Annotated in this window: 14 protein-coding genes and 1 riboswitch; of the genes, 4 read left to right on the forward strand and 10 right to left on the reverse strand. The window is 68.7% G+C overall.

The window, feature by feature from the left end; all coding sequences use genetic code 11:
- Positions 1-24 precede the first annotated feature (24 nt).
- On the reverse strand, positions 25-1,428 hold the full coding sequence (locus OG285_RS04425; RefSeq protein WP_371790216.1) for a cytosine permease: 1,404 nt from the start codon (positions 1,426-1,428) through the stop codon (positions 25-27).
- A riboswitch (TPP riboswitch) is annotated at positions 1,411-1,505 on the reverse strand. Its footprint overlaps the gene before it by 18 nt.
- 118 nt (positions 1,506-1,623) lie before the next feature.
- The gene (locus tag OG285_RS04430; protein WP_356831171.1) at positions 1,624-2,307 is read right to left on the reverse strand and encodes an alpha/beta hydrolase; all 684 of its coding nucleotides are present in this window, start codon (positions 2,305-2,307) and stop codon (positions 1,624-1,626) included.
- Positions 2,308-2,573: 266 nt separating this feature from the next.
- Here OG285_RS04430 and OG285_RS04435 point away from each other — a divergent pair, with 266 nt between their 5' ends.
- Positions 2,574-3,443: a chitosanase gene (locus OG285_RS04435; protein WP_371790217.1), complete on the forward strand. Its 870-nt coding sequence runs from the start codon at positions 2,574-2,576 to the stop codon at positions 3,441-3,443.
- Positions 3,444-3,531: 88 nt separating this feature from the next.
- Here OG285_RS04435 and OG285_RS04440 read toward each other — a convergent pair whose 3' ends face one another.
- The 7 genes from OG285_RS04440 to OG285_RS04470 all read right to left on the reverse strand — a co-directional run bounded on the left by OG285_RS04440 (position 3,532) and on the right by OG285_RS04470 (position 9,589).
- Positions 3,532-4,881, reverse strand: coding sequence for a nucleobase:cation symporter-2 family protein (locus OG285_RS04440; RefSeq protein ID WP_356831327.1), 1,350 nt, complete (start codon positions 4,879-4,881; stop codon positions 3,532-3,534).
- Between the two features lie 441 nt (positions 4,882-5,322).
- Complete coding sequence (locus OG285_RS04445; RefSeq protein WP_356831175.1) at positions 5,323-6,708, reverse strand: 8-oxoguanine deaminase; 1,386 nt, start codon at positions 6,706-6,708, stop codon at positions 5,323-5,325.
- Between the two features lie 173 nt (positions 6,709-6,881).
- A complete protein-coding gene (gene pucL, locus OG285_RS04450; protein WP_356831177.1) occupies positions 6,882-7,805 on the reverse strand; it encodes a factor-independent urate hydroxylase in 924 nt (307 codons plus the stop codon).
- 7 nt (positions 7,806-7,812) lie between these two features.
- On the reverse strand, positions 7,813-8,202 hold the full coding sequence (uraH, locus tag OG285_RS04455; protein ID WP_356831179.1) for a hydroxyisourate hydrolase: 390 nt from the start codon (positions 8,200-8,202) through the stop codon (positions 7,813-7,815).
- A gap of 4 nt (positions 8,203-8,206) precedes the next feature.
- Positions 8,207-8,776 (reverse strand): 2-oxo-4-hydroxy-4-carboxy-5-ureidoimidazoline decarboxylase, encoded by a 570-nt coding sequence (gene uraD / locus OG285_RS04460; RefSeq protein WP_356831181.1) that lies wholly within the window; start codon positions 8,774-8,776, stop codon positions 8,207-8,209.
- A gap of 178 nt (positions 8,777-8,954) precedes the next feature.
- On the reverse strand, positions 8,955-9,332 hold the full coding sequence (locus OG285_RS04465; RefSeq protein ID WP_356831183.1) for a helix-turn-helix domain-containing protein: 378 nt from the start codon (positions 9,330-9,332) through the stop codon (positions 8,955-8,957).
- Positions 9,329-9,589 (reverse strand): hypothetical protein, encoded by a 261-nt coding sequence (locus tag OG285_RS04470; protein ID WP_356831185.1) that lies wholly within the window; start codon positions 9,587-9,589, stop codon positions 9,329-9,331. The genes OG285_RS04465 and OG285_RS04470 overlap by 4 nt, the downstream gene beginning before the upstream one ends.
- A gap of 125 nt (positions 9,590-9,714) precedes the next feature.
- On the opposite strand from OG285_RS04470, the gene OG285_RS04475 reads away from it, so the two are divergent.
- The 3 genes from OG285_RS04475 to OG285_RS04485 all read left to right on the forward strand — a co-directional run bounded on the left by OG285_RS04475 (position 9,715) and on the right by OG285_RS04485 (position 13,118).
- Positions 9,715-10,536 carry a TIM barrel protein gene (locus tag OG285_RS04475; RefSeq protein ID WP_356831187.1) on the forward strand — a complete coding sequence of 274 codons (822 nt, stop codon included), beginning with the start codon at positions 9,715-9,717 and terminating at the stop codon, positions 10,534-10,536.
- Between the two features lie 35 nt (positions 10,537-10,571).
- Positions 10,572-11,462: a 2-hydroxy-3-oxopropionate reductase gene (locus tag OG285_RS04480; RefSeq protein ID WP_356831189.1), complete on the forward strand. Its 891-nt coding sequence runs from the start codon at positions 10,572-10,574 to the stop codon at positions 11,460-11,462.
- Between the two features lie 198 nt (positions 11,463-11,660).
- A complete protein-coding gene (locus OG285_RS04485; RefSeq protein WP_356831191.1) occupies positions 11,661-13,118 on the forward strand; it encodes a catalase in 1,458 nt (485 codons plus the stop codon).
- A 419-nt stretch (positions 13,119-13,537) separates the two neighbouring features.
- Here the strand turns inward: OG285_RS04485 and OG285_RS04490 are convergent, their stop codons facing one another.
- On the reverse strand, positions 13,538-14,092 hold the full coding sequence (locus tag OG285_RS04490) for a cysteine hydrolase family protein (RefSeq protein ID WP_371790218.1): 555 nt from the start codon (positions 14,090-14,092) through the stop codon (positions 13,538-13,540).
- Positions 14,093-14,156: the final 64 nt, after the last annotated feature.

Here is a 14,156-nt window from a genome sequence, read left to right on the forward strand (position 1 = left end):
CCGGCGCGCGCCTCCCTGTTCCGCTCAGACGGCCGGGCGGCGGCGCAGCCTGAAGGGGGCGTAGACGACGAGTGCGGTGAGGAAGGCCGCGTAGTAGGCGAGGTCGGCGCCGTGCAGTGCGGCGGCCACCGGACCTGTGTAGAGACCCGTGTTCATGAACGGGACCGCTGCGGCGAAGGCGGCGCAGAATGCCACCAGTGCGGGTCGGCCGGACCGCGAACGGACGCTCTCCGTGGTGGGATCGACCGGTTCGCCCGCGCGGGCCCGGGCGAACCAGTCGACCGCGACGACGGCGACGAAGCCGGGAATCCAGTAGCCGACGAACAGCAGTACGTTCTGGAAGCGGGCGGTGGTGTCGGCGGCATGCATCCACAGCACCAGCGGGAAACCGAGTACGGCGGCGAGAGCGGCCGCGAACGGACGCGGGACGCGCAGACCGATGGTCTGCAGCGCCAGCGAGCCGCTGTAGTCGTTCATGGCGTTGCTGCACAGGGCGGCCAGCGCCACGGCCAGCAGCCCCAGCCCGCCGAGTATGCCGCCGCCCAGCAGTCCTTCGACCCCGCGGGCGGTCTGGTCGGTGAAGACCGAGGCGCCCCACAACCCGAGTGACTGGACCGCCACGAAGGAGACGCTGACGCCGAGGAGCGTGTACCAGAACATCCGCGGCCGGGAGGTGTCCTGCGGCAGGTAGCGGCTGAAGTCGCTGGCGTACGGAGCCCACGACAGCGCCAGACTGAGCGCGATGGTGCTGGTCAGTACGAACGCACCGGCGCGGTCGGCGCCGTGGGCGGCGGCCGCGTGCTGGACGCTGTCCGGGAGTCTGAAGGCCAGGGCGGCGAAAGCGGCGGCGAGCACGAAGGTCATCAGCTTCTGGAGCCGGTGGATCGCTTCGTAGCCCAGCACTCCGAGGGACCCCTGTCCCAGCATCATCACCAGTACGCCCAGCCAGAAGGGCCAGCCGCAGAGCCGGGCCAGCGCGTCTCCGCCGAACAGCCCGATGAGTGCGTCCCAGGCCACCGACGACAGCCATTGCAGCAGGCCGGGCACCAGGACGGAGCGGCCGAACGCGAGCCGGGCCAAGGGCAGTTGACCTGCCCCGGTGCGGCTGCCCCAGGTTCCGAGATACGCGGTGGGAACGGCGCCGATCAAGGTGCCCAGCACAACGGCCGCCAGGGCGGTGGGCACGTCCAGACCGAGCGCGATACCGACGGTGCCGGTGAACACGCCGGTCATGGTCAGATTCGGGGCGAACCACACGGTGAACAGCCGGCCCGGGCCGCCATAGCGATGGTGCCCGGGCACCGGGGCGATGCCGCGTGCCTCGATACGCAAGTCGCCGGGTTCGGCGGGCATCCGGCCGTCGAAGACGGATCGCGGACCTGTGGCCGACGTGCTGCTGGGAGCAGGTGGAAATGACATGAGCGACATCCCTCCGCCAGTGCTAACTGGTTCAGGTTCGGCGGGTGTGATCTCAGCCCCTGGACGGGGCACCCCGTGTCCGGTACGACGGCAAGGCTAACGTGCGGCGCCACGCTGTCCGCGGCGAGGGTGCGCAGCCGCGGGGGGCGACGGCGACGAGCAGGGGGTCGCTGTGTTCACCAGGCCGGACGCTGCACCCGCCGCTCAGCTGGTGAAGAAGTCACTGACCGCGGCGGAGAACTGTCCGGGCTCCAGCGCGTGCACGGTGTGGCCGACCGGGATCGTGATGGTCCTGCAGTCGGGGATTTCCGCTGCCATGTCGGGGATCCGCTCCTGCGGCATCGAGCTGTCCGGGCCGCCCGTCACGATCAGCGTCGGGGCGACGATCTCGCCGAGCCGTTCGGCCCACTCGGGACCGGGCTCGCGGATCTCGTTCCTGATGGCGGGCACCACGTTCCAGTCGTAGTCGACCGGGTCTTCGGGTCGCTCCGGTTCGGCCACGTCCCTGGGGTACGGCGGCGGGGTCTCCTCCAGGACGAGCCGCTCCACCCGGTCCGCGTGCTCCTGGGCGAGCAGGTAGGCGACGACGCCGCCCATGGAGTGGCCGACGACCCCGACCCGGTCCAGTTCCAGTTCGTCCAGGAAGCCGAGTACGTCGTCGCGCATGAGCTCGAACGAGTACTCGTCCGGCCAGTCGCTCTCCCCGTGTCCTCGCAGGTCGAGGGCGTACACCCGCCACTCCTCGCCGAGCACCCGCCCGGTCTCCTCCCAGGTCGCGGACGAACCGCCGAGGCCGTGCAGCAGCACCACCGGCGCGCCGAAGGGGTCGCCCCAGGTGCGGTACGCGAGCCGTACGTCGCCGACATCGACTACTGAGTGATCGTCCATACCGCAGACGCTACAGCGCGCGGGCCGGTGCATCCGCCGCCGTGGCGCACGGAGGCCGTCCGGTTGCGTGGAGTCACCTTCGGGCAAAATAGGTGATACACCCTGCCTACCTTTCGCCACCCTCCGCGCGCCATCGGTCAGGATCAGTCCGGGGCGTGTCCAATTCGCTCAACTCCTTTCACCCCAGGGGGTGTACGGCCTCCTGGGTAGCTGATAGGAAAGCTTCCTAACAGAACATCGCCGCACGAACTCCCCTTGGAGGACCGGTGAAAGCCCCCCACCGCACCACCGCTGGACGCAGCCGGAGGATCATCACGCGCACCGTGCTCGGGCTGGCCCTGGTGGCCGTCCCGGCCACCGCCTACGCGACCAACGCCCCGGCGGAGCACGTGAGTTCACACGCCACACGGCACGTCGCCACGGCGGCGACAGGACTCGACGACCCGGCGAAGAAGGAGATCGCCATGAAGCTGGTCTCCAGCGCCGAGAACTCCTCACTGGACTGGAAGGCCCAGTACAAGTACATCGAGGACATAGGAGACGGCCGCGGGTACACCGCCGGCATCATCGGGTTCTGCTCCGGCACCGGCGACATGCTGGACCTGGTGAAGCTGTACACCGACCGGGAGCCGGGCAACCCGCTCGCCAAATACCTCCCCGCCCTGGAGAAGGTCAACGGCAGCGACTCCCACTCGGGCCTCGGATCGGCCTTCGAGAGCGCCTGGAAGACCGCGGCCAAGGACACCGCCTTCCAGACCGCCCAGAACGACGAGCGCGACCGGGTCTACTTCAACCCGGCCGTGAAGCAGGGCAAGACCGACGGCATCGGGGTCCTGGGCCAGTTCGCCTACTACGACGCCATCGTCATGCACGGTGACGGGGACGACAGCACCAGCTTCAGCTCCATCCGCAAGAGGGCCCTGGCCAAAGCCAAGACCCCGGCACAGGGCGGCAACGAGACCACGTACCTCAACGCCTTCCTCGACGCCCGGGTCTGGGCGATGCAGCAGGAGGAGGCCCACAGCGACACCAGCCGGGTCGACACCGAGCAGCGCGTCTTCCTGAAGAACGGCAATCTCGACCTGCACACGCCGCTCAGCTGGAAGGTATACGGGGACCCGTACAGCATCAGCTGACCGGCCCGCGGGCACGGGGGCGGGGCGCGTTCTGCACCACTGGTGCGGAACGCGCCCCGTATGTCATGCCACCGTCAGTGCCGCACGGTCAGTGCAGTGCGGCTGCCGCCTTGGCCACGGCCTGCTGCGTCGAGTTGTCATCGGCAGCGGGCTCGCCCGGGGTCTCCGGGACCCCGGCGTCCTTCCTGCGCCCCAGGTGGTTGAAGGCCAGGTTGAGCACGATGGCCACCACGCACCCGGTGGATATGCCCGAGTCGAGCACCACCAGCACGTTCTTCGGGAACGCGTGGTAGAAGTTCGGCGCCGCGATCGGGATCAGCCCGATACCCAGGGAGGTGGCGACGATCAGGGCGTTCTCGCCCTTCTCCATGGCCGCGCCGGCCAGCGTCTGGACACCGCTCGCGGCGACGGAGCCGAAGAGCACGACCCCGGCACCGCCCAGCACCGGGAGCGGTACGAGCGCGATCGCGGCCGCGGCCATCGGACAGAGGCCGAGCAGGATCAGGATCCCGCCGCCCGTCGCCACGACGTACCGGCTGCGCACCTTGGTCATCGCCACCAGGCCGATGTTCTGTGCGAAGGCGCTCGCCATGAAGCTGTTGAAGAACGGGCTGATCAGGCTGGAGACGGTGTCGGCGCGCAGGCCCCCCTCGATGATCCGCTCGTCGGCGGGCCGGCCGACTATCTTGCCGAGCGCCAGCATGTCGGCGGTCGACTCGGTCATACAGACCAGCATCACGATGCACATCGAGATGATCGCGGAGACCTCGAACTGCGGTGCGCCGAAGTGGAACGGCGTCGGGAACCCGATCGGGTCGGCGTTGCGCATCGCGTCGAAGCTGGTCATGCCCATCGGTATCGCGATGAGCGTACCGATCACCAGACCGAGCAGGATGGCGATCTGCTGGAGGAAGCCGCGGAGCAGTTTCCGCAGGGCCAGGACGATCACCAGGGTGAGGGCGGCCAGGCCGATGTTCTTCATCGAACCGTAGTCCGCCGCCCCCTGGGTGCCCTGGGCCCACCCGAAGGCGACCGGCAGCAGCGAGACCCCTATGAGGGTGATGACGGTGCCGGTGACGACCGGCGGGAAGAACCGGAGCAACTTGCTGAAGTACGGGGCGAGTATGAACCCCAGTACGCTCGCCACGATGATCGCGCCGAAGATCACGGCGATGCCGTCGTGCCCCCGGCCCTTGCCGATGGCGATCATCGGGCTGACGCCACCGAAAGAGACACCGTTGACGAACGGCAGCCGGGAACCGACCCGCCAGAACCCGAGGGTCTGGAAGAGGGTGGCGATGCCCGCGGTGAACAGGGCGGCCCCGACGAGGAAGGCGGTCTCCTTCGCGCTGAGCCCGACGGCGGGGCCCACGATCATGGGCGGGGCGACAACTCCCGCATACATGGCGGCCACATGCTGGAGGCCGCTGCTGAACATCTTGAAGGGCGGGAGAACTTCATCGACCGGATGCTTCACGGAGGTCTCTCCCGGTTCCACTGAGGTGTGACCGGGTTCCACGGGGGTCACCCCGGGGTCTCCGGTTGATTCGGTGTCGGCGTCTGCTGCATCGGTGCGAAACCTGGGCTCGGCGGCCACGGCGGCTCCTCCGGTCGGGTACACGTCGGCGGTGACGTGGGTGTCAGGGAGGTGGTGCGGAATGCAGGTGCGGCTGCGGGAGGGGTGCTGGTGGAATTGCTGTGTTCTCGGTCAAGTACCGGGCGGGGCACGGGGGTTCCGGGGTGGCTTCCGGGTACGTCACCGCCCCGGAGGGCGTATGCACTCTGGGCACACGCCCCCCGGTCACGGCTGCCGTGAACCCCGCTCGGGTTCGCGGCCGCCGACCGGGGACCGTCCTCCCCGGCCGGAGCTTGTCGGACGTCAGGCCCGCGCGGCGATCTCCGCCAGGCGCCGGGCCTCGTCCCGCGTGGAGCGGGCGATGGCGTCCTCGTCCACCGTGGTCAGGTGGTTGTCCTCGACGACCGGCTTGCCGTTGACGAGGGAGAGGGTGACGGGGGCCGCGGCCCCGAAGACGAGCGCGGTCACCGGGTCGGCGATGGAGGCATGGGCGAGGGTGTCCATCTTCCACAGCACGAGGTCAGCGAGCTTCCCCGGTTCCAGCGAACCGATCTCAGCGGCGCGGCCCAGGACCTGAGCACCGCCGTACGTGCCGAGGCGCAGCGCCTGGCGGGCGTTGAGGGCCGCTTCACGGTGGGCGCCGAGCCGGTTGATCAGCAGGGCGTTGCGCAGCTCGGTGTGCAGCTCGCCGGACTCGTTGGACGCGGTGCCGTCGACCCCGAGGCCGACCGGCACGCCGGCCTTGAGCATGTCGGGGACACGGGCGATCCCGGCCGCCAGACGGGCGTTGGAGGACGGGCAGTGGGCGACGCCGGTTCCGGTCCGCGCGAAGGCCGCGATGTCGGAGTCGTTCATGTGGACGCAGTGCGCCATCCACACGTCGTCACCGAGCCAGCCGGTCGACTCGAAGTAGTCGGTCGGGCCCATGCCGAACAGTTCCTTGCAGAACTGCTCCTCCTCGACGGTCTCACTGCCGTGGGTGTGCAGGCGTACGCCCTTGCGGCGGGCGAGCTCGGCACCCTGCTTCAGCAGTTCGGTGGAGACGGAGAAGGGCGAGCAGGGGGCGACCGCGACCTGGGTCATCGCGTCGAAGGAGGCGTCGTGGTGCTGGTCGACCGTCGCCTCGGTGGCCGCGAGGGCGCCTTCCAGGGTCTCGACGGCGAAGTCCGGGGGCAGCCCGCCGTCCTTCTTGCTGCGGTCCATGGACCCGCGGGCCAGCGTGAACCGTACGCCCATCTCGGCGGCGGCGCCGATGACGGCGCTCGACAGGTCTCCGGAGCCCTTCGGGAAGACGTAGTGGTGGTCCATCGCGGTGGTGACACCACCGCGGGCCATCATCGCGAGGGAGCCCTGCGCGGCCGAGCGGACCATCTGCTCGTCGATGCGCGCCCAGGTCGGGTAGAGCGCGACGAGCCAGTTGAAGAGATTGTGGTCGGTCGCCACACCCCGGGTGATCCACTGGTAGAAGTGGTGGTGGGTGTTGACCAGACCCGGCGTCACCAGGTGACCGGTGCCGTCGATCCGGCGTACGACGCCGGTGAGTCCGTCGGGGGCCTTGCCCGCGCCGACGGATTCGATGCGATTCCCTGCGACCACGACATGGCCCGATGCGTACTCGGTGTCGTGGGCGTCGACTGTCGCGATGGCTACGTTCTCAATGACCGTGCGCGCGGCTGCCGTTGCTGCCATGGGGATACCTTCTCTCGCAGTAGCGATGTGGGCACGGCAGGACCCCAGGAGGATTTGAGTGCCGCAGCCGCGTGGCTCCGGGTGCCGAGGTGGTGAAGTGAAGTTGTGTGCCGGTCCGGGTCCGGTGCACCGCCGCCGGCTGAGGCGGCCGGCGACGGTGCACCGGTCGGGTTTCAGAGGTTGGTCATGTCCACCGGGATACGGGCATCGGCGCCGTCCCGCAGGATGGTGGCCTCGATGAGTCCGTACGGGCGGTCGGCCGCGTAGTAGACCTCGTTGTCGTTCTTGAGCCCGAAGGGCTCCAGGTCCACCAGGAAGTGGTGCTTGTTCGGCAGCGAGAAGCGGATCTCGTCGATCTCGCTCCGGCTGTTGATGATGCGCGAGCCCATCTGGTACATGGTCTGCTGCAGGGAGAGCGAGTACGTCTCGGCGAAGGCCTGGAGCATGTGCTTCTTGCACTGCTCGTAGGACTTCTCCCAGTTCGGCATGCGGTCCGCGTCGTTGGACCAGCTGTACCGCCACTGGGAGGACACCGCGGTCGCGAGGATGCGGTCGTACGCCTCCTTGAGCGTCGTGTACTTGTCCTTGGCGTAGCCCCAGAACTCCGAGTTGGTGGAGTTCATCACCGTCAGGTCCTTCAGACCCGAGATGACCTGCCAGTTCTCACCGTCGAAGGTGATCTCCGAGGTGCGCAGCTCCTGCCCCTTGCGGACGAAGGAGTGCTGCACGTCGTCGGCACCGATGAACTGCGAGCTGGCGTCGGAGGTGGCGATGCGCTCCCAGGAGTACTCCTCTATCCGGATCCTGGCGCGGTGGATCCCTTCCTGGGTGGTCACGAAGTGCCGGGCCAGGTGGATGCCGAACTGCTCGGCGGACTCGATCCCGTGCTCCTTGGCGAACGCGTACACCGTGTTCTTGGTGGTGTCGGTCGGCAGGACACTGGTGTTGGAGCCGGAGTAATGGACGTCGTCCATGTCGCCCGAGAGGGCGACCGAGACGTTCAGGTCCTTGATGTGGTGGGTGTCGCCGTCCCGCGTGATCTTGACTACGCGGTTCTCTGCTTTGCCGTACTGGTTCTGGCCGAGAATCGTGGGCATGACGTTGCTAGCTCCCTCGGTATACGGAGTAGCCGAACGGGTTGAGCAGCAGCGGTACGTGGAAGTGCTCGCCCGGGACGACGGCGAACGTGATCGCCACCTCCGGGAAGAAAGCGCCGCTGTCCCTTACGCGGGGGGCGTCCTGCTGTGCCTCGGCTTGTTTCTTGGAGAAGTACGCCTCGGTCTCGAAATCGAGGCGTACATGGGTTGTTCCTTCCGGCAGGGCCGGCAGGTCCTTGCAGCGCCCGTCCGCGTCGGTCGCGGATCCGCCCAGTGCCGCCCACTGCGCGCCGGGGCCGCTGCGGGCCGCGAGCGAGATGGCGACACCTGCGGCGGGGCGTCCCACGCTGGTGTCCAGGATGTGCGTGGACACCGATGCGGTGGTCTGCGTGCTCAAGCCTTCACTCTCCTTCTTCCGCGGCCGCCGCGTTCTCCGCGGTGGCCGCTGCGACCAGATTCAGCCGGATGCGGTTGATCTTGCCGAGTTCGGTGCGCACGATCGCGCGCTCCTGCTCGGGCGTATTGCCGGACCGGGCTTTCATCGCGTCGCGCATCTGCTCGCCGGTGGCACCGGTCGCGCAGATCAGAAAGACATGTCCGAACTTCTCCTGGTAGGCCAGGTTCAGTTCGAGCATCTCGGCCTTGAGCTCCTCGGTCGCTCCGGCCATCCCCCGCTGTTCACGGGAGGACGTCGGGTCTCCGGGTTTCGGCCGCCCGATCGGCGGGTGCCCCGCCATCGCCTCGGCCAGGTCTTCCGCGGTCAGCTCGGCCGTAGCGGCGTCGCTGGCGAGAAAGAGGGCTTCAGCGGTGGCATAGGGGCGCTGGGCGAGGATTTTGCTCCCCCAGACCGAACTGGCGCAGACCTCGTGAAGCGCGGCTAGCGCCGCACTGTCCCGCAGGGTGTTGAACCGGGCGAGCCCCTCGGGGGCTCCGGGGATCTCCCCCGGCAAGCGCTCTGGACTCGAAGTCACGGGGACCTCCGTGGCCTTGTATGGGCCTTGTGCTGGACGGGCTGCGGATAGCTAACGCCCTCGGAAACACCACGTCAACACTTTGTTGAAAACTTTGGTCAGACAAAAACCGCCGCCCGGTACCCCGGACGGCGGCTGTCGGCCGTGGCAGGGCCCGATGCCGCCGCCACGAGACCACTCAGTCACTCTTGGCGACGTTCTCCCTGTTCAGATAGTTGTAGACGGTGAAGCGGCTGACCCCGAGCGCGCCCGCCACCGTCTCGACGCCGTGCCGTACGGAGAAGGCTCCACGCGCCTCCAGTATCCGCACGACGCCCTGTTTCGTCCTTCGGTCGAGCTCCGAGAGCGGCACCCCGTGACGGCGCTCCAGCGCCGCCAGGATGTGGTCGAGGGAGTCCGAGAGCTGCGGCAGCCGCACGGCCAGGACGTCCACCCCCTCCCAGGTGAGCAGCACGTCGTCCTCGGTCGCCTGGTCCGGTACGAGGATCTCGGCCCCCATGGCGTCGACCAGCGGCTTCACCGCGGCGACGAGTGGGTGGTCTCCCGGCTCGGTCACTTCTCGCCCTCCCCGTCCTGCCCGATCACGTTCACCTGGAGGGAGACCCGGGTGGCGCCCGCGCCCAGGGCCCGGCGGAGCAGTGCGTCCACCGCGGTCAGTACCTCGTCCGAGCCGCCTTCGGCGGTGTTGCCGAACGGTCCGACGTCCACCGCGTCCAGCTCGGCGGCCTGGATGACCTCCCGGGCGACCACCGCATGGGGCGGCGCATCGTCCAGATCAAAGGGCTCCGTCGTGAATTCCACTCTCAATCGCACGCGCACAACCTACTGCGCGGGGGACCGAAAACGGCAGGCCCACTTGACAGCTCCACAGGACGACAGGCAATCTTCCATCAAGTAGAAAGTAACTTCCGCAATACGGAAGGAGCGCCGAACGCCTTATGGGCTACACGGACCAGCGCTTCGATGTGAACCTCTCGATCCTCTTCACGGAACTCCCGCTTCTGGAGCGTCCCGCAGCCGCGGCCGCGGCCGGTTTCAGCGCGGTCGAGCTGTGGTGGCCCTGGATCGAGACCCCCACCCCCCCGCAGGCCGAGCTCGACGCGCTCAAAAAGGCGCTCGACGACGCCGGCACCCAGCTGGTGGGTCTCAACTTCTACGCCGGCCGGCTCCCCGGCCCGGACCGAGGCGCGCTCTCCGTCCCCGGCCAGGAGTCCGACCGCTTCCGCGCCAACATCGACATCGCGGCCGACTTCGCCGCCTCGGTCGGCTGCAAGGCGCTCAACGCGCTGTACGGCAACCGCGTCGAAGGCGTGGACCCGGCCGTCCAGGACGAGCTGGCCCTGGAGAACCTCACGGTAGCGGCCCGCGCCGCCGACCGGGTGGGCGCGATCCTGCTCATCGAGGCGCTCAACAAGCCCGAGTCGCCGCTCTGCCCGCTGGTGAGCGCTCCGGCGGCGATCGACGTGGTCAACAAGGTCAACGCCCTCACGGGGCTCGGGAACGCGAAGTTCCTGCTCGACCTGTACCACCTGTCGATGAACGGCGAGGACCTCAACGAGGTCATCGACACCTACGCCTCGCAGACCGGCCACGTGCAGATCGCCGACAACCCCGGCCGCGGCGCGCCCGGTACGGGTTCGCTGCCGCTGGAGGACCTGCTCGACCGGCTGACCAAGGCCGGCTACGACGGCTGGGTCGGCCTGGAGTACAAGCCGGGCGACCGCCCGAGCGCCGACGCCTTCGGCTGGCTCCCCAACTGACCATCTCCACCCGCGTGTTGAAAGAGGACCCCCGCATGAGCAATCTCCCCAAGGTCGCATGGATCGGCCTCGGCATCATGGGCTCCCCGATGTCCGAGAACCTGATCAAGGCCGGCTACTCGGTGACTGGCTACACCCTGGAGCAGGACAAGCTGGACCGGCTGGCTGCCGCAGGCGGCACCGCCGTGTCCTCGATCGCCGAAGCGGTGCGCGACGCCGACGTGGTGATCACCATGGTGCCCGCATCGCCGCACGTCGAGGCCATCGCGTACGGTCCTGACGGCATCCTGGAGAACGCCAAGGCGGGCGCGCTGCTGATCGACATGTCGTCGATCACCCCGCAGACCTCGGTCGACCTGGGCAAGGCCGGCGGCGAGAAGGGCCTGCGCGTCCTGGACGCACCGGTCTCCGGCGGCGAGGCCGGAGCCATCGAGGCCGTCCTGTCCATCATGGTCGGCGGCGAGCAGGCCGACTTCGACACCGCGAAGCCGATCCTCGACGCGCTGGGCAAGACCATCGTGCTCTGCGGTCCGCACGGCTCGGGCCAGACGGTGAAGGCCGCCAACCAGCTGATCGTCGCCGTCAACATCCAGGCGTGCGCCGAGGCCGTGGTCTTCCTGGAGAAGTCCGGCGTGAACCTCTCCGCGGCCCTCGACGTCCTCAACGGCGGCCTGGCCGGTTCGACCGTCCTGACCCGCAAGAAGGACAACTTCCTGAACCGGGACTTCAAGCCCGGCTTCCGGATCGACCTGCACCACAAGGACATGGGCATCGTCACCGACGCCGCCCGCAACGTCGGCGCCGCCCTGCCCGTCGGCGCGGTCGTCGCCCAGCTGGTCGCCTCGCTGCGGGCCCAGGGCGACGGCGGCCTCGACCACTCCGCGCTGCTGCGCTCGGTCGAGCGCCTCTCCGGCCAGCAGGTCTGACCCACCCCGCGCCACCCTCCGGGGCTCCGGCCCCCTCCGAACTCCGGTCCGCGGCAGCGCTGACACCTGTCCTGTCGCGCCCAGGCGCTGCCGCGGTCCGGTCTCCTCACACTTCAATTTCAACAAACTGTTGACGTGGCGTTCGCAGCGTATTTACGCTCCTCAAGCCGTCAGCAGCCCCAGTACGGAAGGTCCACGATGTCGAAGCGCGTGCTTACGACCGAGTCAGGCGCCCCGGTCGCCGACAACCAGAATTCAGCCACCGCCGGCGTCGGTGGTCCGGTCCTCATCCAGGACCAGCACCTGCTGGAGAAGCTCGCCCGGTTCAACCGGGAGCGCATCCCGGAGCGTGTCGTCCACGCTCGTGGCTCCGGCGCCTACGGCTACTTCGAGGTGACCGACGACGTCACCGGCTTCACCCGCGCCGACTTCCTCTCCAGCGTGGGCAAGCGCACCGACACGTTCATCCGCTTCTCGACCGTCGCCGACTCGCTGGGCGGTTCGGACGCGGTACGCGACCCCCGTGGCTTCGCGCTGAAGTTCTACACGGACGAGGGCAACTACGACCTCGTCGGGAACAACACCCCGGTCTTCTTCATCAAGGACCCGATCAAGTTCCCGGACTTCATCCACTCGCAGAAGCGTGACCCGTTCACGGGCAAGCAGGAGCCCAACAACGTCTGGGACTTCTGGGCGCACTCCCCCGAGGCCACGCACCAGGTCACCTGGCTGATGGGCGACCGCGGCATCCCCGCCTCGTACCGGCACATGAACGGCTACGGCTCGCACACCTACCAGTGGACGAACGCCCAGGGCGAGGCCTTCTTCGTCAAGTACCACTTCAAGACGAACCAGGGTGTCCGCAGCCTCTCCGCCGACCAGGCCTCGGAGCTGGTGGGCAAGGACGGCAACAGCCACCAGACCGACCTGCTCCAGGCGATCGAGCGGGGCGTCAACCCGTCCTGGACGCTGCACGTCCAGATCATGCCGGCCGCCGAGGCGGCCGACTACCGCTTCAACCCGTTCGACGTCACCAAGGTGTGGCCGCACAGCGACTACCCGCTGCAGCGCGTGGGCCGTCTCGTGCTGGACCGCAACCCGGACAACGTCTTCGCCGAGGTCGAGCAGGCGGCGTTCTCGCCGAACAACTTCGTCCCCGGCATCGGTCCCTCGCCGGACAAGATGCTCCAGGGCCGCCTCTTCGCGTACGCCGACGCGCAGCGCTACCGCGTGGGCATCAACCACACGCAGCTGCCGGTCAACGCGCCGCGGAACGCGACCGTCGACAACTACGGCCGTGACGGCCACATGGCGACCCGCTACGGCTCGCGCGGCGACAAGAACTACGAGCCCAACTCCCACTCGGGCCCGGCCCAGACGGACGCCCCCCTGGCCGCCCCGATCGCCGTGACCGGCTGGACCGGAGCGCAGGGCGCCGCCGAGCACGTCAAGGACGACCACTTCTTCCAGGCCGGCGAGCTGTACCGGCTCATGTCCGCCGACGAGAAGTCGCGGCTGATCGCCAACATCGCGGGCGGCCTCTCGCAGGTCACTCTCGACGAGGTCATCGAGAAGAACCTCGCGCACTTCCACGCCGCCGACACGGAGTACGGCAAGCGCGTCGAGGAAGCTGTCCGCGCCCTGCGCGAGGCCTGAGCGAACCGAAAGACGGCGCCAGTGACTTGACGGGAGGTCAGGTCATCGGCGCGGTCCGGGCCGCCGTCCCGATGAGGGGTGGCCGGTGGTCCGGACAAGCCTGCGGACCGCGGCGGAATGACGATGCCAGTGCGGTGGTCAAGGCTCCCCCGGCGCTCTCCTGATGTGAAGGAGAGGGACCGGGGGGCCGATCGCACTCCGCCGCGGTCCCCTGCTGTCCCACCGCGAAAACCCTCCCCGCAGCCTCACCACATACCCCGCCCGGCGGCACGAACGTCCTGTCGCGCCCAGCCTCGTGCCGCCGGGCGGTATCAAGCAGCACGAGCCGGAGTGCGGAACAAGGTCCACGATCCCTTGTTCCGCACTCCTTTTCGTGTGCCCTGCGCTGCGTGCGCCCGTGGCATCGCGGCCGGAGAGCGTCAGGCGGCGTTGAGGGTCTGCCCCCATTCGTCGACCGTGCTGACCTCGCCGCGCCGGGTGAGGATCTCGTTGATGAGGGTGTCGTGCAGGGCGGGGCTGGGGTCGGCGCAGGCATCGGACAGGACGGTGACCCGGTAGTCCAGGTCGACGGCCTGCAGGGCGGTGGACAGGACGATCCCGCCGGTGGAGATGCCGGCCAGGACCAGGTGGCCGATGTCCTGGGCGGCGAGGATCTGCTGGAGGTTGTTGCCGGCGAAGGCGCTGATCCGGTTCTTGTGAACGACGAACTCGCCGTCGGCGGGGGCGACGTCCGGGTGGATGGCGGCGCCGGGATCGCCGTCCGTGAAGAGGTGCGGCGGAAGGGCGCCGAAGATCTTGTTGCGGGGGTGGGCGTCCGTGTGCCCCTGACGCAGCCGGAGTGCCACGTGGATGACCGGGACACCGGCGGCGCGGGCCGTTTCGAGTGCGTGCACGGCGTGGGGCAGGTAGTCGTCGGGCAGGTGGGCCAGGTGGTTGCCCTGAAGGTCCATGAGCAGCAGTGCGGTGCGGGACATGAGGGTGCCTTTCGTGTGCGTGGAGCGCTGTTGGTGGAGGCCTCGCGGCGCCGAGTGGTGAGCG

The sequence above is a fragment of the Streptomyces sp. NBC_01471 genome (assembly GCF_041438865.1).
Taxonomy (GTDB): Bacteria; Actinomycetota; Actinomycetes; order Streptomycetales; family Streptomycetaceae; genus Streptomyces.

Coding starts and splice junctions, on each gene's coding strand:
- OG285_RS04485 (WP_356831191.1), top strand. CDS start 11,661: ATGTCGAAGCGCGTGCTTACGACCGAGTCAGGCGCCCCGGTCGCCGAC.
- OG285_RS04445 (WP_356831175.1), bottom strand. CDS start 6,708: ATGGCAGCAACGGCAGCCGCGCGCACGGTCATTGAGAACGTAGCCATC.
- OG285_RS04440 (WP_356831327.1), bottom strand. CDS start 4,881: ATGTTCAGCAGCGGCCTCCAGCATGTGGCCGCCATGTATGCGGGAGTT.
- OG285_RS04480 (WP_356831189.1), top strand. CDS start 10,572: ATGAGCAATCTCCCCAAGGTCGCATGGATCGGCCTCGGCATCATGGGC.
- pucL (WP_356831177.1), bottom strand. CDS start 7,805: ATGCCCACGATTCTCGGCCAGAACCAGTACGGCAAAGCAGAGAACCGC.
- OG285_RS04430 (WP_356831171.1), bottom strand. CDS start 2,307: ATGGACGATCACTCAGTAGTCGATGTCGGCGACGTACGGCTCGCGTAC.
- OG285_RS04425 (WP_371790216.1), bottom strand. CDS start 1,428: ATGTCGCTCATGTCATTTCCACCTGCTCCCAGCAGCACGTCGGCCACA.
- OG285_RS04490 (WP_371790218.1), bottom strand. CDS start 14,092: ATGTCCCGCACCGCACTGCTGCTCATGGACCTTCAGGGCAACCACCTG.
- OG285_RS04475 (WP_356831187.1), top strand. CDS start 9,715: ATGGGCTACACGGACCAGCGCTTCGATGTGAACCTCTCGATCCTCTTC.